Genomic DNA, 19,668 nt, shown 5'->3' on the forward strand with positions numbered 1-19,668 from the left:
GATGAATGACTACTATTATACTAGTTGAGTAATTGTAGTTTGCTAGGATAACAATAATGGTAATTTGTGTATGGTGACAAAAGGAAAACGCTACGTTGGACTCTCCCGACAGTTGATCGGGATGATAATAGCGATCAGTACCTTATTCACAGTTATAGTGACAGGTCTCGGGTTGTATGTAGAGTACCAAAGTCGAGTTTCTTTTATCAGCTCTCAGATCGAGCAGGTCAAGGCTGGCTACCTTTCTGGTTTAACGGCAAGTTTGTGGGTTGAAGATCGAGAGCAATTGTTTGTGCAAGCCGAAGGCATCTCTCGCCTCCCTTCGGTCAGTTACCTTCTTATCGAAAGTCCCGATGAAAAAATTCTAGAGTTAGGTCAAAAGACCGAAGGCCAATCTTATTCTCAGTCTTGGGAAATGGTGCACCAGATGGGCGGCACAGACTTCCCGTTGGCGACGCTCACGGTGCAATCAGACTTGAGCATGATCCTAGATGACTTTGAAGAACGAGTGTTATTGTTGCTCGCCTTCGAAGCCGTTAAAATCTTCTTGTTGTCTCTCGTATGTTTAACCATCGTCTATCGTCTTGTCGTAAAACGTTTGATGACTATGTCTTCCCAAATCAACCAACAACAGGTCGAAGACAACAAACCGCGCTTTATAACGCCAACTCACTCTACTTACAAAGATGAGATATCGACTCTAGAGAGTAGCTATAACCGATCGGTAGAACGTATTCGTCAACAATATCAAGAGCTGGAAAAAGCTAAAGATGTTGCTGAGGTGGCCAACCGTAATAAAAGTGAATTCCTTGCCAATATGAGTCACGAAATCCGTACCCCAATGAATGGGATTATCGGGTTGTCGTCTTTGCTCTCTGAAATGGATATGCCGAAAGAGCAAAAAGAGTACATCAACATGCTCAACACCTCTTCGCTTACTTTGCTCGACTTAATCAATGACATTCTCGATTACTCGAAGATCGAAGCGGGGCGACTAGAGCTTCAGCAAGAGCCGATGAAAATGATGGGCATTGCGGCCGACGTTGAATCAACCTTCCGAGTGAAAGCGGAGCAGAAAGGGCTTCGATTCCAATTAGCGATCGACCCTAAGATCCCAACCATGGTGATTGGCGACGGTACACAACTAAGACAAGTCCTAAATAACTTAGTAGGCAACGCGATTAAATTTACCGAGCATGGCCACGTCACGCTCTCGCTTCGTTTGGAAGAGGTGGTTGAGCCTGAGCAAAAACTCAGAGTGAGGTTCGAGGTTGTCGACAGCGGTATCGGTATTGCAGAAGACAAACAGAAATCGGTGTTCGATAAGTTTCAACAAGCCGACGGCAGTACCACACGTATTTATGGAGGCACAGGGCTTGGTCTAACAATATGCGAGAAGATAGTGACATTGATGGGCAGCAAGCTTGAACTCACCAGTGTTGAAGGTAAAGGCAGTACCTTCTATTTTACGGCTGACTTTGACCCGTGTTTAGAAGCCGATGAAAGCAATATCGATTTCAATAAGGTTTCGGTTCTGCTTGTGGATGATAGCCAGCTGAACATGTGTATAACGTCTACACAGCTTCAATCCTTTGGCGTTAAGTCTGAGTGCTGTGAAACGGCAAATCAAGCGTTAGAGTTGGTTTCAGAGTCTGTGGCTAAGTCATCACCTTATGATCTCGTTCTGATAGACAAAGTAATGCCGTCCGTTGATGGCTTTCAACTGGCGAGAAGCTTAGTTGAACGCTTTGGTAGCGAGTGTCCCAAGTTAGTGATGATCTCTGCTGACCCTAGAAAGCAAGATGAAGCTCGTGCTAAACAAGTCGGTTTTGTTGCCTACATTGCGCGTCCTTACCAAGATAATCAGCTTAAATGGACCATCAGTGAGGTACTCGCGAGAGCGGCTGATACTTCAGTCTTTACCTATCCGAACAGAGGAGAGGTTGCGTTTAAAGACAATGAACCTGTGCCGTTAAGTAAACCTGCAGCGGTTGTTAAAGATGCTCCCATTGTCTCTGTAAACGCCACACCAGCCGATAAACAAGCTCCAATTCAAGCAGAGTCAAAACCTGTCGCAGTTGCCGGAGAATTTAGTGGTACAGTTTTAGTTGTTGAAGACTCGCGAGTAAACCAACAAGTCGCCAAGATGATGCTCAAGAAGCTTGGCTTTGAGGTTGATATTGCCGACAACGGTGAAATTGGTGTCGAGAAATTCAAAGTCAACGAATACGAGATGATTTTTATGGATTGTCAGATGCCGGTTCTCGATGGCTTCGAAGCGACCAAGCAGATCCGAGCGCTCGAAGAAGGGGCTGCAAAGCATATTCCAATCATTGCGCTGACGGCCAACGTCGTGCAGCGAGACAAGCATTTGTGCTTCGATGTAGGCATGGATGAGTTTTTACCTAAACCGGTTAACCAAGGCAAACTGAGAGAGATCGTAGCGAGTTTCTTGTCGAAAGAGACGGAATCAAACAAAGAACATGAGCAGCAAATTGTTTAGTTGAGTATCTCTAATCTTACTTTCATTAAAAGAGTAATGAGGCGAATTAGACATAGTCTTTTATGCCGTTGGTTATATTTGAAGTATCGTGTGAAAGAAATGATAAAGGTGGCCTGAAAAGACCACCTTTTTTGTATGTGTCGGTTTGAACTTAATCTCTATCGATTGCGAACGCAGACCATGCTTGACGTGTCGGCATCACTTCGACTCGGTTAATGTTGATGTGATCTGGCAAGGTTGCGATATAAAACATCTGCTCGGCAATATCCTCTGCTGACAACGGTGTAGTGCCTTGGTAAAGGTTGTCTGAAGCCGTCTGGTTACCTTTAGTTCTTACAAGAGTAAATTCCGTTTCTGCAATACCAGGGGAGAGGTCAGTCACTCGTACCCCTGTGCCTTGTAAGTCACAACGTAGGTTGTAACTGAACTGCTTTACGAACGCTTTGCTGGCACCATACACATGGCTTCCTGGGTAAGGCCACTGTCCGGCGATTGACCCAACATTGATGATTGAGCTTCCTGCGCCTTTTTTAATTAACGTAGGCAACAGCGCATGAGTAACATTAACCAAGCCTGTGACATTGGTATCGATCATAGTGTGCCAGTCTTTCAAGTCCACATCAGGCGCGCCTTCTGGTGCCAAAGCTAACCCAGCATTATTGACCAATGCGGTAATCGATGAAAATTCAGCGGGTAATGAATCAATGGCTTGTTTTACGGCGTCTGCGTCTCGAACGTCGAGTTGAATTACATGCACAGGCACCGTTAATTCTTCCTTTAGGTCGAGTAGCCTTTCGATTCGACGACCAGACAGCACTAACGACCAGTTATCTTCTGCGAAACGTTTTGCTGCCGCTTTGCCGAAACCAGAGGTTGCCCCTGTAATGAACGCTATCTTATCCATAAATACATCCTTCTAATTTGAAATTAACATAAGTAGTGCCATGCCGATCAAAATCGGCGCGGTCGTTGTTTTTGCAGATAAGTTCGGTACTGATAGATACAGTTTTTGCCCCAGTACATTGCCAATCAAAGCTGCCGGTAATAGCCATAAACCTGTGATGAACGATTCTTGGTTAAATGCGCCAATCCATATGAAGCCGATCAGTGAAATCGCTGAACTCAGCAGAAAAAACACAATCGCGGTGGCTCTCTGTTCACTGGTTTTAATGGTCAGGTTCATCAAATACGTCACTAATGGCGGACCTCCTGAAGAAGCGGTGGTCATGCTAAACCCCGAAATGGCTCCCGCCCAAAACGCGTGTCGTTGGTGCAACCAAGTGAGGCGTAAGTCCAAAATAATCAGCGTGCCAGCGACCAAAGACATCATCGCGATAAAGGCCTTCAAGCCTGATTCCGATATCGTGCTAATGAAATACAGCGAGAAAGGCACCGCAACCAACATGCCAATACACAGCGGCGCAATAAGCCGGATATTGATGGTGGTTTTACTTCGCTTGAGCAGAGGAAAGGCACTTAAAAAGTCCAACAAGATAGCGATGGTTACCGCTTGCAATGGTGGAACAATAAAGCTGAGGGAAAGCGCTACGATAATCGCAAACCCAAATCCTGAATAGCCTCGAACTACTCCTGCAAACAGAATCAATGTCATCGCTAATCCTAATTCCACTCTTGCTCACCTCTTTGCTTTTGATATTGCTGCTGCGTTAATTAGCGTTCGATGAGACCTGTCTCGTCTGCCTTTCAATCTATTCACACCTAAGAGTTTTGAATAGAGCCAGATCGACGATTGGATTGGGTCAGGCAGTTTGTTGGATCGGGGATGAGACTTGGGCTGATGTACTGGCCCAATGTTTTGTTGAAACTGACACTATGACCTCCGCCCTGTTTGGGATGAAGATTATTCCATCCGATAGCGCAGCCTTTTCAATGTCGTGTTTTGTGTCTTTCATTCTCGAAGACGAGCCAAGCACGAGCGGCTGTGAATCTAGTGTTGTTAATGGAGACGATGAAATGGAAGTATCAACAGAACAGCTTGTGAACCAAGATATTATCGACCTCGACAAGAGCGTATTTCATTCTTGGTCGATTCAAGAAGCTGCGGAGCCTATCGCCATTGCGGGTGGGCAAGGATGCAAAATGTGGGACTACGAAGGTAAAGAATACCTTGATTTTAGTAGCCAACTGGTTAACACCAACATTGGTCATCAGCATCCACAAGTGATCAAAGCGATTAAAGATCAGGCTGATTCATTAGTGACCGTTGCCCCTGCGACCGCCAACCTCACTCGTGGTTTGGCGGCTAAGCGTATCTTGTCGAAAGCGCCAAGCTCGTTTAAGAAGGTGTTCTTTACCAATGCAGGGGCAGATGCCAACGAAAATGCGATTCGCATGGCGCGACAATTCACAGGGCGCGACAAGGTGCTATCTGCTTACCGTTCTTACCATGGCAATACAGGTACTGCTATTGCTGCGACGGGGGATTTTCGTCGAATTCCAAACGAGTATAGCCGTGGGCACGTTCACTTCTTCAATCCATTTCTCTATCGAAGCGAATTCAACGCGGCGACTGAGGCAGAAGAGAGTGAGCGTGCCCTGCAGCATTTAGAGCGAGTGATTGAATGCGAAGGACCAACGGCGATTGCGGCGATTATCCTAGAGACGATTCCGGGAACGGCTGGTTTTCTCATTCCGCCTAAAGATTACCTTATCGGCGTGCGTGAGCTGGCAACCAAACATGGCATTCAGTTGATATTCGATGAAGTCATGGTCGGCTTTGGCCGCACGGGTAAGTGGTTTGCGTTTGAGCACTTTAATGTAGTGCCGGATCTGATTACTTTCGCGAAAGGGGTGAACTCGGGTTATGTGCCGGCTGGTGGCGTGGTGGTCAGCGAACCGATCGTTGAGTACTTTAAGTCAAACTTCTTTATGGGCGGCTTAACGTACTCTGGTCACCCTTTGGCGATGGCTTCTATCGTTGCAACGCTCGATGTGATGGAGCAAGAGGGCATTGTCACACACGCTGATAACGTCGGTAACAGCGTTTTAGGGCCGCTTCTACTGAGCCTTCAAGAGTTGCACCCTATGATTGGTGATGTGCGCGGCAAAGGGATGTTCTGGGCTGTAGAGCTGGTGGAAGATCGTGAAAGCAAGACGCCTTTAAGCAATGAAAAAATGGGGCAATTGAAAGCACAATTGACCAAGCGAGGCCTGTTGACCTTCATTGTGAACAACCGCATTCACGTTGCGCCACCTTTGGTTATTCAGCCAAGCGAGATAAAGAAAGGCGTTAAGATCATTGATGAAGTGTTGTTTGAACTCGCTTCTTAATTCTTCAATAAGATAGCCAGCACAGCAACCAAGGCACTTTGACAAAGAATTCCCCGTTCTTTTCAACGTGCCAAACCTAACCTTCAGAAACGACAAAAGAGCATCGATTGATGCTCTTTTTACGTTTATTCACTAAATCACTTTGCTCAAACCGCTCTTAAGTGATGCTAGATCTTCATCGCCTCAGACAGCTCTTTGATACCGGGTGCGATCAGATCTTTGTCGATGGCGTGAAAGCCCAATCGAAAATAGGAATTGGGGTCATATTCTGACAATGCTTCACAACCCGATTCCGTTTCGGTATTCGTCATAAAGTGTGAATAGCCTGTCTCAATCAATATGCCCTTTTGGGCGGCTCGTGAAGCTAAACGCTGGCTATTGATGTGGCTGGGCGTTTGTAGCCACAGAGAGTTGGCCTGCTCGCTTTGAGCCAGTCGCTTGCAGTCAGGTAAGTACTTCAAGACAGCATCGTTGATCAGCTTCCAGCGCTGGCGAGTGTTTTCTCTAAAGCGCCTCACAAAGCTGTCGTAGTAGCCTTGTTCAATAAAGTGCGCTACTTCCATCTGAACACGGCTTGGCGCATGTCGGTACATCAAGCGACGCAGTATTCTAAGGTCGTAGATTAACTCTTCAGGTGCCACGATGTAGCCTAACCTCAAGCCGGGTGCCAGTAGCTTAGAGAAGCTGCTGACGTAGATGACTCTCCCTTCCTTGTCATTGGCTTTTAGCGCGGGTTTAGGATTCCACTCCACGTTGCACTCGGCGTCATAGTCATCTTCGATAATTACCGCGTCATTGGCTTTGGCCATTTCAAGTAACTGAGTTCGACGCTCATCACTCATGGTGACGCCGGTTGGAGCTTGATGGCTAGGCGTGACATAGAAGTGATCACACAGTGAAGAGTGCTCATTGAATCTCAATCCTTGTTCATCCACTTGATGCGGGTGTAACTGCGCGCCAGAGAGATTGAAGATGTGATTCGCTTCTTTGTAGCCGGGGTTCTCGACTCCGACTCGACTCTGATGGTTCATGAGCAAAGTCGAAATCAAATACAGCGCATTCTGCGAACCTAAGGTTATGAGGATCTCATCACTTTGGGCATGAATACCGCGCTGTGGGAGCACCCTTGTGCGTATCTGTTCGACCAGCATGTCGACGTCTTTATCGACCTTGTCGCAAAGCCAGCGGTGATCATGTGGGTCTGAGGTGACCTTTCTTGTCGCTTCTCGCCATTGAGCTAATGGGAAGTCATTGATAGAGGGTTGGCCAAAAATAAATGGGTATTGGTAACAACTCCAATGCGAGGGTTTGACGATGCGTGGGTATTGGCCCAATTGCAGCTTAACGCGTTTGCTCCAATCCGGTGCATTGTCGCTGTCGGCTGATTCAAAATGATCCAAACTCGCGTCGATAGTATCACTCGGGTTTTCATACTTTTCTGAAAGGTAATAACCACTGCGAGGCTTACTGATGAGGTAGCCATCGTCGAGCAAACTGTCGTACACCAAGGAGACAGTATTGCGTGAAACACCCAATTGGCTAGACAGCTTACGACAAGACGGAAGCGCTTGTTCAGCCGGAAAAATACCATTCAATATCGCCGTCACCAAATAGCTACGTACTTGTTCTTGCAGGCTTCTTTTGGAATCAAACTCGATGAAACAATTGTGATTTATCGCCATGAGATACAGTCCTTATTCTCAGTGAACCTCAGTCCAATTTGTATAAAAGAGCAAGAAATGCGCCAGAGTTCATATTGATGTTTTAAGAGTGTGTTTTGCTCTCTCAACCCCGAAAATTACGTTGTCCCAAACTAGAAAATCGTTCTGTCCCAACCTGAAAATTAAATTGGCTCTACGTCTCCGATGCATTCCGTTCATAAAGTAAAGGCAGGCAAATAATCTCGATAAGGAAAGCGTATGAAACAGGGAATGACGATGAAGGCATGGGTTTCAACAGCGGCAGCGACAGTTGTACTGGGTTGTTTTGGAGTCGCACAAGCATCGGAGCTTGCAGCCATCGAAAAGCAAGGCTTCATGAAAGTGGCGACAGAAGACAACTACTCTCCATTCAACTATATCGACCGCGGTAAGCCTGCGGGGATTAACAAAGATTTGCTTGATGAGTTACGTGAATATTCGAAGTTCGATATCGAACAAGAGATCTTACCTTGGACAGGACTACTCGCTTCGGTATCTGCGGGTCAATATGATGTGGCGTTAACTGGCGCGATCATTACCGATGCTCGCTTGAAGGCCTTTGATTTCACTCCACCTATCGCTTCAGCGCAGCATTACTTCTTAACCAGAGCTGACGCGGAAGATATTAATACGGTAGCCGATTTAGATGGAAAAACAGTGGGCTTACAAGCGGGCAGTGCTTTGCTAGAAAGGCTTCCAGAGCTCGAAGTGATGCTCGAAGCACAAGGCAAATCTTTGGGTAAAGTGGTGCAGTATCAATCCTACCCAGAAGCGTATTCCGACTTGGCAATCGGCCGAATAGACTATGTGATCAACAGTGTGGTTTCAGTTAACGAGGTAGTGAAGTCGAAGTCAAAGGTATTCAAAAAAGGCGAAGCAGTCTCTGGCCCAGGTTTCGTTAGCTGGCCAGTTCCTAAAGATAATCCTGAGCTTTTGGCTTACCTAACGGAATTCTTCCTACACCTTGAGCAAACAGGAAAAATGGCAGAGTTGCAGAAGAAGTGGTTCGGTGAATCGTTCGACCAACTCCCTTCAGAAGCCATCACTTCGGTTGAGCAGTATCACAAGCTAACAGCCGTTCAATAGATGAATAAGCATGCGCCGACACAAACAGTTAGCGGCTGTTTGTGTCCATGCCAATGGGTTCAAAGCGGTTTAACCCATGAGTCTTTGGCGCACAATCTATCGAAAGAAGTCGCTGATCAAAGAGGTCGTTTATGGATTATTACGCTTGGGAACAGTTACTACAGGGCGCGTGGGCAACGGCATGGATATCGGCAGTATCGATTGTATTAGGTGTCGTCATCGGCCTAATGATTGCCTTAGTTAGAATGATGAAAATCCCGTTTGTGGATCAAATGTTGGGTATCTATGTCAGCTGGGCACGAGCAACGCCTTTGGTGACACTGGCTCTGTTTATTTTCCTTTCTTTTCCGTCATTTGGCATCAATTTAGATAAACACGTTTCTGCTATTTTAGCTCTCACACTCAATACATCGGCATTCAATGCAGAGATTTGGCGCAATGCCTTTCTTAACTTTTCAAAAGGACAAATGGAAGCGGCAGAAGCCATTGGTATGAGACGTATCACTTATTTTCGCCGCATCATGTTCCCGCAAATGGTGATCATGAGCCTACCAGCGCTAGTCAATGAGATGTCGTTCTTAATCAAAGGCAGCCCAGCGATTGCGGTGATCGGCATCGTCGACCTAACTCGTGTCACCAATCGAATCTCTGCGGTTACCTATGAACCACTTGGGCCGATTCTATGTGCCGGTGCCATTTACATGTTGATTATTGGCGTGTTGGTGAAGTTGCAAGCTGTGGCTGAAAACCGAGCCACTTATCTGCAGCAATAAGTGCATACATCTGTTTACAGTAGCAGCAACAGTTTGGCCGTCATCACTACTTGGTCAGCTACACCATTTACCTGCTTGTGAAGCGTCATTGAGTGGGTAAATTTAAGGAGTAAATATGGAAGAATGGAATATTATCTGGCAACAAAAAGAGCTGTTTGCTTCTGGTTTTGTGACCACGTTTTATCTTTTTGTTTCGTCTTCAATCTTGAGTTTCGTCATAGGCATTGGTTTGTTGTACTGTCTCGAAAACTCGAGACTCGGTGTTAAGTACACCATCAACAGTTTGATAGGCATGATGCGCACCTTACCGTTTCTGATTTTAGCGTACCTGCTCTATTACGGTTTGCCTCAGGTTGGCATTCGACTAGATGCAGTGACTGCGGGAATCATCGCACTCAGCCTCTATCATGGTACGTATTTCTGTGAGATTTTCCGAGGTGTTCGTAAGGGGTTAGAGCCTGGTTACATCGAAGCGGCGCACGCTTATGGCTTTTCTAAACTCAAAACCTTCACACGAGTCATCACACCCAACGTGTTGTGTAAGTCGGTTCCTCTGATCACTAACCAACTCATCATCTGCTTAAAAGACACTGCGTTTCTTAGCATCATCACCGTCGCAGAAATTACCGCGGCCGCCAACAGCATTCAATCGACCTACTTCATCCCATTGAATGCGTTCATCATTGCTATCGCGCTCTACTGGGTTGTGAGTATTGCACTTGAAAGCATCACCAAACGAATCCAAACCAAAGTTGAACTTAGAGGACTTAGCCATGCTTAAACAATCAGAGATTATTGAAACGGAAGCACCGATTAACCCTTCTTTGGGCGTGAATTTGGAAGTGATTGAGTGCGAGCCACTATTGGAAGAACGAGAGACGATCATCAAGGTTGAAAACCTGTCGAAACAGTTTGATGGCATCGAAGTACTGCGAGACATCAACCTCAACATCAACAAAGGCGATGTGGTGAGTATTCTCGGCTCGTCAGGTTCGGGGAAATCGACGCTACTGCGTTGCATGAACTGGTTAGAGCAGCCAGAGCGCGGCACGATTTTTATGGGTGATGAGCGTATTGGTATCAACTCTGAAACGGGTAAGCCACTCAAATACAAAGAGTTGGCGAAACTTCGAGAGCGTCTTGGAATGGTTTTCCAAAGCTTCAACTTATGGCCGCATCTCACCGTGTTGCAAAACGTCATGGAAGCGCTGGTTCATGTTAAGAAGATAGCGAAATCAGACGCCGAGGAGATGGCTCGTAAGCAACTCGACAAGGTTGGGATGTCACACAAACTAGAGAGTTACCCAAGCATGTTATCGGGTGGGCAAAAGCAACGTGTCGCGATTGCCAGAGCTCTCGCGATGGAACCGGATGTATTGCTGTTTGATGAGCCAACCTCCGCGCTCGACCCTGAATTGGTCGAAGAGGTGTTACTGGTAATGAAGAAGCTATCGCAAGAGGGTTACACCATGGTGGTGGTGACTCATGAGATGGAATTCGCGCGTCAGGTGTCGGATCAGGTGGTATTCCTTGAGAAGGGCATCTTGATTGAGAAATCCAACCCTGAGAAGTTCTTCACTAACCCAGATTCAACAAGGGTAAGGAAGTTCCTCAAGCTTGATTCATGAGCTAGATGATTCGCGCACCTTAATGTTTGATTGTTAAAAAACTCCGACTGAATCAGTCGGAGTTTTTGTATTTGTGTTGCTACCGCATTAAGAGGATGTGGTACTAGCCAATGCTATCAATGTGGATCACTACTGAGTCTGGTCGCCAGTATTCCAGTTCGCAGTCCATCAACTCGCCATCTTGCTTGTAGTTCACACGGCAGATCTTCAGCACCGGTTGACCCTCAGCCAAATTTAATGCCTTGGCGACATGCGCAGGGGCAGAGGTGGGTATCACATCAAAGCGCGATCGTTTGGTCTCGTAGCCGTATTTTTCTCGGTAGATGCCTGTCAGCGACATGGTGAGGTTTTCTGACAACACCTTCTCAAACAACGGCGCTTTTAAGACGTTTTCAACAAACAGCACCGCTCTGCCATCAATAAAGCGTAATCGCTCAATCACGTGTATTGGCGTTATCTGCTCTATCTCTAATGCTTTGGCGTAATCGCCTGTCGCCATCTCTGTACGGGTGCTGAGCAGTCTGGTTTCTGCTATGCGGTGTTGTTCGCGGATCATTTGATGAAAGTGAGAACGTGACAATGGGTTATAGCGAACACGTTCGGGTGACACATACCAGCCACGGCGCTCTTCTCGGTATATCAAACCTTCGGTTTCCAGAGACACCAACGCATCTTTGAGCGTGATTCGTGTGGTGGAAAACAGTTCGCTAAGGTTTCTTTCTGATGGCAGTTTTTGCCCTTCAATGAAGATACCTGATTGAAGCTGCTCTCGAATACTCGCCTTAATTCTTCCTAACTGTGTCCCTGACTGCCCGGTGCCCAATGTTCTCATTACTGATCTAGTCCATAAGTTCGTGTGCTTAATAAGGTAAACCATGGAGTTAACAGGAATGTGACAGTAAACAATGGCTTATTGTCATATGAGTGAAATATAACTGCCACGTAAATGCACTCGAACTGTCAAATAACTTACGGCAAACCGTCACATTCCGGCTATAGCATACAAAACGAACTTACTGACCTAGTCCAGAAGGATAGAGACAATGAAAACTTTGCTTAGCCGTTCTACTGTATCGCCAGCTAAATTAATCGGTTCACCTGCAAAATTAATCGGCGCAACGCTAATAACGGCAACACTTTCAATGCCAGCGATGGCGAAGGATACTGATCTTGAGTCACTGATTGAAGCCGCTCAAAAAGAGGGTGCTGTTTACAGTGTGGGTATGCCAGACAGTTGGGCAAACTGGAAAGGCACATGGACTGACCTGAAAGCAAACTACGGTTTGAAGCATCAGGATACCGATATGAGCTCGGCTCAGGAGATCTCGAAATTTGAAGCAGAGAAGAAAAACGCAACCGCTGATATTGGTGATGTGGGGTTCGCATTCGCACGTGTGGCCGTGAAGAAAAACGTCACTCAGCCATACAAACCAACCACTTGGAATGACATTCCAGACTGGGCAAAAGACAAAGATGGTCATTGGGCTCTGGCTTACACTGGCACCATCTCTTTCATTTCCAACAACAACCTTGTTGAAGATGCGCCGAAAACTTGGAGTGACCTACTAGAAGGCGACTACAAAGTAACAGTCGGTGACGTAGGTGTAGCCGCGCAAGCAAACAACGCGATTCTAGCGGCAGCATTTGCTAATGGCGGTGACGAGTCGAACCTAAAACCAGCGATTAAATTCTTTGGTGAATTAGCGAAGCAAGGCCGTCTGTCTTACACCGACCCAAGCATCGCGAATCTTGAAAAAGGCGAAGTGGAAGTGGCAATCATGTGGGACTTCAACGCACTGAACTACCGCGACAAGATCGACCGTGAGCGCTTTACCGTCAGCATTCCACAAGATGGCTCAGTGATTTCTGGTTACACCACCATCATTAATAAATACGCACAAAACCCGAACGCGGCGAAGTTGGCTCGTGAATACATCTTCAGCGACCAAGGCCAAATCAACCTAGCAGAAGGTTACGCACGTCCAATCCGTAGCAACATTACGCTACCTCAATCAGTTCAAGACAAGCTGATCTCAAACGAGCAATACAGCAATGTTCACCCAGTGACTGACTTCTCAGCATGGGAAAAATCAGCACGTCGCCTGCCACGTCAATGGCAAGAAAGCGTATTGATTCACCAGCAATAACCCCGCTTAACACGCCACCTTCAGTAGGTGGCTTTTAGAAACAAGCAATAGAGAATAGACCATGAGCAATAAGGTTATCCTTGTTGTTCTAGATGGACTGAACTATCAGGTAGCCCGTGATTGCATGGGCTACCTGAACGGTCTTCTAGAACTAAGCGATTTGCAGACAAAACAGGGCGATATGCATGAAAAACAGGGCGATTCGTACAGCAACCAAGGCGATTCGTACAATAAACGGAGCACTTCGCAGAGCACGCAAAAAAACAAGCTGCGCGCCACGCTTTACCCTGTGCAGTGTGAGCTGCCATCTATGTCACGTCCACTGTATGAGTGCATTTTAACTGGGGTTCGCCCTGTCGAGAGTGGCATCGTCAACAATCAAATCGTGCGTTTATCGAATCACGAGTCGGTATTTAGCTTGGCGAAGTCGCAGAACAAAGTGACGGCTGCAGCGGCATATCATTGGGTGAGCGAGTTATATAACCGAGCGCCATTTGATGCAGTACGTGACCGTTTCACCAACGATGAAACCATGAACATCCAACACGGTTGTTTCTACCACTGGGATCACTACCCAGATGAAGCCTTGTTCTTGGATGCAGAGCACTTGCGCGTGACTCATCAGCCTGATTTCTTGCTGATTCACCCAATGAACATTGACGACATGGGACACAAGCATGGGCTGGATTCTCGCCAGTACCGTAATAGTGCTCGTGGCGCGGATATCTACCTATCGAACTACCTTGAGAAATGGGTAAATAATGGTTATCAAGTGATCATCACCAGTGACCATGGCATGAACAATGACCTGTCTCATGGTGGCATTCTGCCTGAAGAGCGTGAAGTGCCTTTCTTTGTGATTGGCGATAAGTTTACACACCAAGCTTGTGCAGTGAAACAGACCGACATCTGCGGCAGCGTGTGTCAGCTACTCAACTTAGATCACGATAAATCTTACACTCAGGAATTGTTGGCCCTATGAGCAGTTCTGTAATCACGCAGAGCGATGGCTCTGCGCTTAAACCCAAAACCAAATCTTTGTTTCAACGCTTCAAGCCCGCTTTGTGGCTTGCGCCTTTCGCATTGTTTTTCTATCTGTTCCAACTGGCACCTATGGTTTGGGTGCTGATCAACAGCTTCTTCTATGACGACGAACTCTCTCTCGAAAACTACGCTGAAGTGTTCGATTCTGCCTTTATGATGCAGGCTTTTGGCAACAGTTTATGGTTGTCGATTTGGTCGAGCATTGTTGGCTTAGCGATTGCGACTCTGCTCGTTTCTTCACTGCGCCGCGTTGATTCTAAAATCCGCGATGCGGTGATTGCTTTCACCAACATGAGCAGTAATTTTTCTGGCGTTCCGTTGTCTTTCGCTTTCATCATCATCCTTGGGACCAACGGTGCGATTACCTTGTTGCTCAAGCAGTATGGATTGCTGGGTGATTTCGACCTTTACGGCAAGTGGGGCTTGCTGGCGATTTACATCTACTTCCAGATCCCATTGGCGGTGTTGTTGCTCTATCCAGCGTTTGATGCTCTGAGTGACGACTGGCAAGCCGCTTCTGCATTGCTTGGCGCGAAAACTTGGCAATACTGGACCAAAATAGCGCTGCCTGTGTTATCTCCGGCTTTGTTCGGCACCTTCATCATCTTGATTGCCAATGCGATTGGCGCCTATGCGAGCGTGTATGCCTTGACCTCGGGCAACTACAACGTGATTACGATTCGAATCGCGAGCTTGGTATCGGGCGACTTGTTCTTAGAACCAAACCTAGCCGCCGCAATTTCTGTGATTCTGATGGCGATGCTGGCCTTCATCACCGTGATTAACCAATGGCTGATCAGCAAAAGCTACGCAGGGAAGAGAAAGTAATGAATACCGTAAATACTCGCTTTCATAAAACGGTTGTCTATTCGATTGTCGGCATCATGATGATCCCGATCTTAGCGACTTTTATTTACTCGATCTCTTCTCGATGGGGCGCCACTATCCTGCCAGATGGTTTCACGTTAGATTGGTATATCAACCTGCTGACCGATCCTCGCTTCTTACAAGCCTTTGGTCGTTCCCTGTTTATCTGTGTGGCGGCGCTGTCATTGAGTGTGGTGTTGGTTCTGCCTGCGATTTTCGTTGTGTTTTACTATTTCCCGAAACTCGACAAGGTGATGAATATCCTGATTTTATTGCCGTTCGCGGTGCCGCCAGTAGTGTCGTCAGTCGGCTTGCTTCAGCTGTATGCAGACAGCGAAATCTCACTGATAGGCACGCCGTGGATTTTGATTGGTACTTACTTCACCATCGCGCTGCCATTCATGTACCGCGCGATTGCCAACAGCTTTGAAGCGATTAACTTGCATGACTTGATGGATGCAGCACATCTGCTCGGTGCAAGTACCACCAAGGCGTTCTTGTTGATTATTCTGCCAAACCTTAAGAAAGGCTTAATGGCGTCATTGTTCTTGTCGTTCTCGTTCCTATTGGGCGAGTTCGTGTTCGCCAACATCTTGGTGGGTACACGTTACGAGACACTGCAAATCTACCTATACAACATGCGTCAAACCAGCGGCCACTTCACGTCAGCCCTTGTGATGACGTACTTCCTGTTTATTTTCTTACTGACTTGGTTGGCAAGTCGTTTCAGCCAGGGAACAAAATAATGAGCTATGTAAATGCAAAAAACCTCACCAAGAGCTTTGGTGACAACACGGTGTTTGAAGATATTGAATTTTCCATCGAGAAGGGCGAATTCATTACTCTGCTTGGCCCGAGTGGCTGTGGTAAGTCGACTCTCCTGCGTAGCTTGGCAGGCCTGAATCCCGTTGATGGTGGCGAGATCTGGGTCAACGGTGAAGAGATTACTCACCAAGTGCCACAACAGCGTGGCATCGGCATGGTGTTTCAATCTTATGCGCTGTTCCCGAACATGACGGTTGAAGGCAACATTGCGTTTGGTCTTAAGATGAAAAAGCTTGCTGCTGACGAGATTAAACGTGAAGTCGCGAAAGTGATTGGGCTGGTGGACTTAACGGGCAAAGAGAAGTTCTACCCGCATCAGCTTTCGGGAGGTCAGCGTCAGCGTGTTGCCTTGGCAAGAGCCTTGGTGGTCAAGCCGCGTATTCTATTGCTCGATGAACCGCTTTCAGCGCTGGATGCGAAGATCCGTAAACACCTACGCCAACAGATCCGAGACATCCAAAAAGAGATGAACCTGACCACGATCTTCGTGACTCATGATCAGGAAGAGGCGATGATCATGTCTGACCGTATCTTCTTGATGAACAAAGGTGAGATCGTACAAGCAGGCACACCCGAAGAGATCTACACTCAACCTGCCAATGAGTTTGTTGCTGGATTCATGGGCCACTACAATTTGGTGCAGGCGAACAAAGCCAAGCAGCTGTTCAATATTGAAACCGAGTGGAAAGTAGCGATTCGACCTGAATCTATCTACGTGAAAGAGCAAGGTCGACAATATGGCGAACATATCTCTGCGCCGAAAACGGGCACCATTCGTAACCACCAGCTCTTGGGTAACGTGATTCGCTACCAAGTGGATGTCGATGAATGTGAATTAACGGTCGACTTATTAAACCGTTCCTCTGAACGACTGCTGGCAAACGGCAGTCAACTTGAACTCCTGTTTAACCTTAACGAAATTCAACCCGTGAGAGCCTAATATGTTCAAACCTTTGTATGTATTTGATATGGACGAAACGCTGATCAATGCTGATGCAGCAATGCTTTGGAATGAGTTCTTGGTTGAAAAGGGCATTGCCACTGCGCCCAACTTTATTGAAGAAGATAAACGCTTAATGGGACTGTATTCGGAAGGCAAACTGAACATGGAAGATTACCTAACGTTTTCCATGCAGCCGTTAGCCGATATGCCAACAGAGCAAGTGACTGCCTTGGTGGAAGAGTGTGTTGAACAGCATATTTTACCTAAACAGTTCAAGCAGTCGAAACCTTTGATTGAGCAGTTAGAGCGTGACGATATCGACATGTTGATCATCTCAGCCAGCGTCACTTTCTTAGTAGAAGCGGTCGGCCGTAAGATTGGTATCGAGAATGCACTCGGTATTGATTTGATTGAAAACCAAGGTCGTTTCACGTCTCAAATATCAGGCGTTCCAAGTTACCGAGAAGGTAAAGTGACGCGTTTGAAAGAGTGGTTAGACAATCAAGAAACTAACTACTCAGACATTCACTTTTATACGGATTCAATCAACGACTTACCTTTGTGTGAACACGCTGATTTTGCTTACCTAGTAAACCCATGCCCGCGTTTGAAAGCACTGGCTGATCAACCGAATTGGTCGATTCTCAACTGGGATTAACGCGAACCTTATATTCGATTTAGGTTCGTTCTAGAACTCATCAAGCCGCTGACTACAGCGGCTTTTTGATTCGTATTATTCTATTTCTAGTTTGTAACCTATCCCGTAAATGGATTTGATGTAGTCACATTTTTCATTTATCGAGACCATTTTTTTGCGTAAGTTTTTAATATGGCTATCGATAGTGCGATCACTGACCACTCTTCTATCGTCGTAGATTTTATCAATCAATTGATCGCGACTATAAATGCGGCCAACATTTTGATAAAGAAGGTGCAAAAGCCGAAACTCAGCTGGCGTTAAACTTAGCTTAATACCACATAGGACGGCGGTCATACTCAATTCATCAATATCAATGGCGTTCGTTGTTGACGTGGCTTGGGGCTTGTTGGAACGGCGCAAAATATTTTTCACCCTCACGACTACTTCTCTCGGGCTGTACGGCTTACATATATAATCATCTGCACCCAGTTCAAGCCCAACGAGTCGATCAATCTCTTCGACCTTGGCTGTCGCCATAACCACTGGGATGTCACTGAACGTTCTCAGCTCTCGATAAATATCCAACCCGTCTCGATTGGGTAGCATGAGGTCGAGAATAATGAGTTTAGGCGATGCTTGCTTTACCCAGTCAATGACAAGGTTACCATCGATAATATGATGACTTTCAAGGCCAGAGTGCTCTAAGTACTCACACAGTACACTTGCTAATGCAGGCTCATCTTCGACGACTAAAATCACGATTTTATTTCCTTTGGTAACGCTATGATGATTCGTAGTCCACCCAATTCTGAGTGGTCGGCAGTAATGTGTCCTTGGTGCGCTTCAACGATATTTTTACAGATAGATAAGCCAAGCCCAGAACCGCCACTTGATCGACTGCGCGATTTATCAACGCGGTAAAGCCTCTCAAACAAACGCGGAAGTGATGCATCAGGTACACCTGGATCACTGTCTTCAACGTTGATAATAATACTATCACTAATGTCGGTAACATCTATCGATACATGCCCATTATCGCTAGTGTATCGTGCGCTATTTTCCAACAGATTCACAAACAGTTGTGTCAGTAATCTCTCATCACACGAGGTAAACAGTGGGGCTGAATGGTCATAGTGCTTTGTTAATGTGATTCTTTTCTGTTCTAAACGGATCGAGTTTTGAACGATCACAGAATCAATCAGTTTATGTATATCAACGTTGTTTTTAACATTGAGGTTAAATCCGATGTCATACAGGGAGAGTTGATGAAGATCCTCAACGAGTTGACCCAGTGTGATGATTTGTTGATGTAACGAGTCGATATATTTTGGCTCAGGAGATCGGATACCGTCTTGTAGCGCTTCTAGTTCACTTCTTAGCACGGTGATAGGCGTTCTAAGTTCATGTGAAATATCCGATAACCACTGTTCTCTAAGTGTTTTTTGTTTTCTTAGTGTTTCGACTACACCGTTGAATATTCCGATGAGATCGGACAATTCATCATTGCCGCTTTTTTTAATGTAGAAATCGAGATCGCCATTTTCGATAGATTTGGCACCTTTCGACAAAGCACGCAATGGTTTCAAAAATCGCCTAACAAGAAACAAAGAGATAAGGAATGAAAGCAACACGGTAATCGATGCGATAGTGCTTACATGCGTCGTTTGTTGTTTGAAAAAGCTTTCTGCTAAAGGCCCTGATATTTCATCCATCTGGACGATGGAGATATACCCAATAACTTGATCATCCAGTGTTATTTCGACTAGTGCTTGATGCTGACCATCTTCAAGGTGATGTAGGTTTTCAGGCGGTCCAATTATGGCTCGCCCGTCTTGATCTAAAATGTTGAGTCGTTGCCAAATAGGTTGAAGGCCTGGTGCTTCCGGCTCTCTTAATGGTGGTGGCGATGGGTGTCTGTCACGAGGATGTGGTCGTGAGGGGCCGCTAATGCTACTGGCGATTAAATGTGGTTCTCGCTCTAGCCGCCTCCACTTTTCGGAAGGTGAGTAATATTGCTTTAAGTTATTGGCGAGTTCTTGAGCTAGGGCAATCTCATTATTATTTGTGAAATCTTGGAGCCCTCTTTGAAAACTGGAGTTAATAAAATAGGTCAGTACAAAGAGCATGGTCACGCACACCATTAGTATTGAAACAAACAGTTTGGTGAAAATTGATATGCGCACGTTCTCTCCAGAAATTAAAGTGAATTAAGACGATAGAG

18 protein-coding genes are annotated in these 19,668 nt (G+C 46.2%); 12 read left to right on the forward strand and 6 right to left on the reverse strand.

Annotation, left to right across the window (positions count from 1 at the left end; genetic code table 11):
* Positions 1-70: 70 nt before the first annotated feature.
* The gene (locus tag AB4263_RS20870) at positions 71-2,503 is read left to right on the forward strand and encodes a response regulator (protein WP_372098829.1); all 2,433 of its coding nucleotides are present in this window, start codon (positions 71-73) and stop codon (positions 2,501-2,503) included.
* 151 nt (positions 2,504-2,654) lie between these two features.
* Here the strand turns inward: AB4263_RS20870 and AB4263_RS20875 are convergent, their stop codons facing one another.
* Together AB4263_RS20875 and AB4263_RS20880 are read right to left on the reverse strand one after the other, a co-directional pair.
* On the reverse strand, positions 2,655-3,407 hold the full coding sequence (locus AB4263_RS20875; RefSeq protein WP_017061222.1) for an SDR family NAD(P)-dependent oxidoreductase: 753 nt from the start codon (positions 3,405-3,407) through the stop codon (positions 2,655-2,657).
* Between the two features lie 12 nt (positions 3,408-3,419).
* Positions 3,420-4,115, reverse strand: a complete 696-nt coding sequence (locus AB4263_RS20880) for a sulfite exporter TauE/SafE family protein (protein WP_017061223.1) — start codon at positions 4,113-4,115, stop codon at positions 3,420-3,422.
* A 362-nt stretch (positions 4,116-4,477) separates the two neighbouring features.
* Here AB4263_RS20880 and AB4263_RS20885 point away from each other — a divergent pair, with 362 nt between their 5' ends.
* Positions 4,478-5,794, forward strand: coding sequence for an aspartate aminotransferase family protein (locus tag AB4263_RS20885; protein ID WP_017065135.1), 1,317 nt, complete (start codon positions 4,478-4,480; stop codon positions 5,792-5,794).
* A 167-nt stretch (positions 5,795-5,961) separates the two neighbouring features.
* Here AB4263_RS20885 and AB4263_RS20890 read toward each other — a convergent pair whose 3' ends face one another.
* Entirely contained in the window at positions 5,962-7,476 is a 1,515-nt protein-coding gene (locus tag AB4263_RS20890) for a PLP-dependent aminotransferase family protein (RefSeq protein ID WP_372083241.1), read from the reverse strand.
* 237 nt (positions 7,477-7,713) lie between these two features.
* Here AB4263_RS20890 and AB4263_RS20895 point away from each other — a divergent pair, with 237 nt between their 5' ends.
* The 4 genes from AB4263_RS20895 to AB4263_RS20910 all read left to right on the forward strand — a co-directional run bounded on the left by AB4263_RS20895 (position 7,714) and on the right by AB4263_RS20910 (position 10,981).
* On the forward strand, positions 7,714-8,580 hold the full coding sequence (locus tag AB4263_RS20895; protein ID WP_065584482.1) for a transporter substrate-binding domain-containing protein: 867 nt from the start codon (positions 7,714-7,716) through the stop codon (positions 8,578-8,580).
* A 131-nt stretch (positions 8,581-8,711) separates the two neighbouring features.
* Entirely contained in the window at positions 8,712-9,353 is a 642-nt protein-coding gene (locus tag AB4263_RS20900; protein ID WP_017066356.1) for an amino acid ABC transporter permease, read from the forward strand.
* A 115-nt stretch (positions 9,354-9,468) separates the two neighbouring features.
* Positions 9,469-10,134 carry an amino acid ABC transporter permease gene (locus AB4263_RS20905; RefSeq protein ID WP_017071256.1) on the forward strand — a complete coding sequence of 222 codons (666 nt, stop codon included), beginning with the start codon at positions 9,469-9,471 and terminating at the stop codon, positions 10,132-10,134.
* Positions 10,127-10,981, forward strand: a complete 855-nt coding sequence (locus AB4263_RS20910; RefSeq protein ID WP_017065130.1) for an amino acid ABC transporter ATP-binding protein — start codon at positions 10,127-10,129, stop codon at positions 10,979-10,981. Before AB4263_RS20905 ends, AB4263_RS20910 begins: the two co-directional genes overlap by 8 nt.
* 103 nt (positions 10,982-11,084) lie before the next feature.
* On the opposite strand, the gene AB4263_RS20915 is transcribed toward AB4263_RS20910, so the two are convergent.
* Positions 11,085-11,813 (reverse strand): UTRA domain-containing protein, encoded by a 729-nt coding sequence (locus AB4263_RS20915; RefSeq protein ID WP_102320935.1) that lies wholly within the window; start codon positions 11,811-11,813, stop codon positions 11,085-11,087.
* A 211-nt stretch (positions 11,814-12,024) separates the two neighbouring features.
* On the opposite strand from AB4263_RS20915, the gene AB4263_RS20920 reads away from it, so the two are divergent.
* The 6 genes from AB4263_RS20920 (at position 12,025) to AB4263_RS20945 (ending at position 17,465) form a co-directional block, all read left to right on the forward strand.
* Positions 12,025-13,128 (forward strand): ABC transporter substrate-binding protein, encoded by a 1,104-nt coding sequence (locus AB4263_RS20920; protein ID WP_372098830.1) that lies wholly within the window; start codon positions 12,025-12,027, stop codon positions 13,126-13,128.
* Positions 13,129-13,189: 61 nt separating this feature from the next.
* Positions 13,190-14,110, forward strand: a complete 921-nt coding sequence (locus tag AB4263_RS20925) for an alkaline phosphatase family protein (RefSeq protein ID WP_372098831.1) — start codon at positions 13,190-13,192, stop codon at positions 14,108-14,110.
* Positions 14,107-15,000, forward strand: coding sequence for an ABC transporter permease subunit (locus AB4263_RS20930; RefSeq protein WP_017067196.1), 894 nt, complete (start codon positions 14,107-14,109; stop codon positions 14,998-15,000). Before AB4263_RS20925 ends, AB4263_RS20930 begins: the two co-directional genes overlap by 4 nt.
* Positions 15,000-15,785, forward strand: a complete 786-nt coding sequence (locus tag AB4263_RS20935) for an ABC transporter permease (protein WP_004732591.1) — start codon at positions 15,000-15,002, stop codon at positions 15,783-15,785. Before AB4263_RS20930 ends, AB4263_RS20935 begins: the two co-directional genes overlap by 1 nt.
* A complete protein-coding gene (locus AB4263_RS20940; RefSeq protein WP_017078395.1) occupies positions 15,785-16,804 on the forward strand; it encodes an ABC transporter ATP-binding protein in 1,020 nt (339 codons plus the stop codon). Before AB4263_RS20935 ends, AB4263_RS20940 begins: the two co-directional genes overlap by 1 nt.
* 1 nt (position 16,805) lies before the next feature.
* Positions 16,806-17,465, forward strand: a complete 660-nt coding sequence (locus AB4263_RS20945; protein WP_372098832.1) for an HAD family hydrolase — start codon at positions 16,806-16,808, stop codon at positions 17,463-17,465.
* A 75-nt stretch (positions 17,466-17,540) separates the two neighbouring features.
* Here the strand turns inward: AB4263_RS20945 and AB4263_RS20950 are convergent, their stop codons facing one another.
* Together AB4263_RS20950 and AB4263_RS20955 are read right to left on the reverse strand one after the other, a co-directional pair.
* Positions 17,541-18,206 carry a response regulator gene (locus tag AB4263_RS20950; RefSeq protein ID WP_017094156.1) on the reverse strand — a complete coding sequence of 222 codons (666 nt, stop codon included), beginning with the start codon at positions 18,204-18,206 and terminating at the stop codon, positions 17,541-17,543.
* On the reverse strand, positions 18,203-19,573 hold the full coding sequence (locus tag AB4263_RS20955) for an ATP-binding protein (RefSeq protein WP_137001643.1): 1,371 nt from the start codon (positions 19,571-19,573) through the stop codon (positions 18,203-18,205). Before AB4263_RS20955 ends, AB4263_RS20950 begins: the two co-directional genes overlap by 4 nt.
* Positions 19,574-19,668: the final 95 nt, after the last annotated feature.

The organism is Vibrio sp. 10N.261.55.C5, assembly GCF_041470505.1.
GTDB classification, from domain to species: domain Bacteria; phylum Pseudomonadota; class Gammaproteobacteria; order Enterobacterales; family Vibrionaceae; genus Vibrio; species Vibrio crassostreae_C.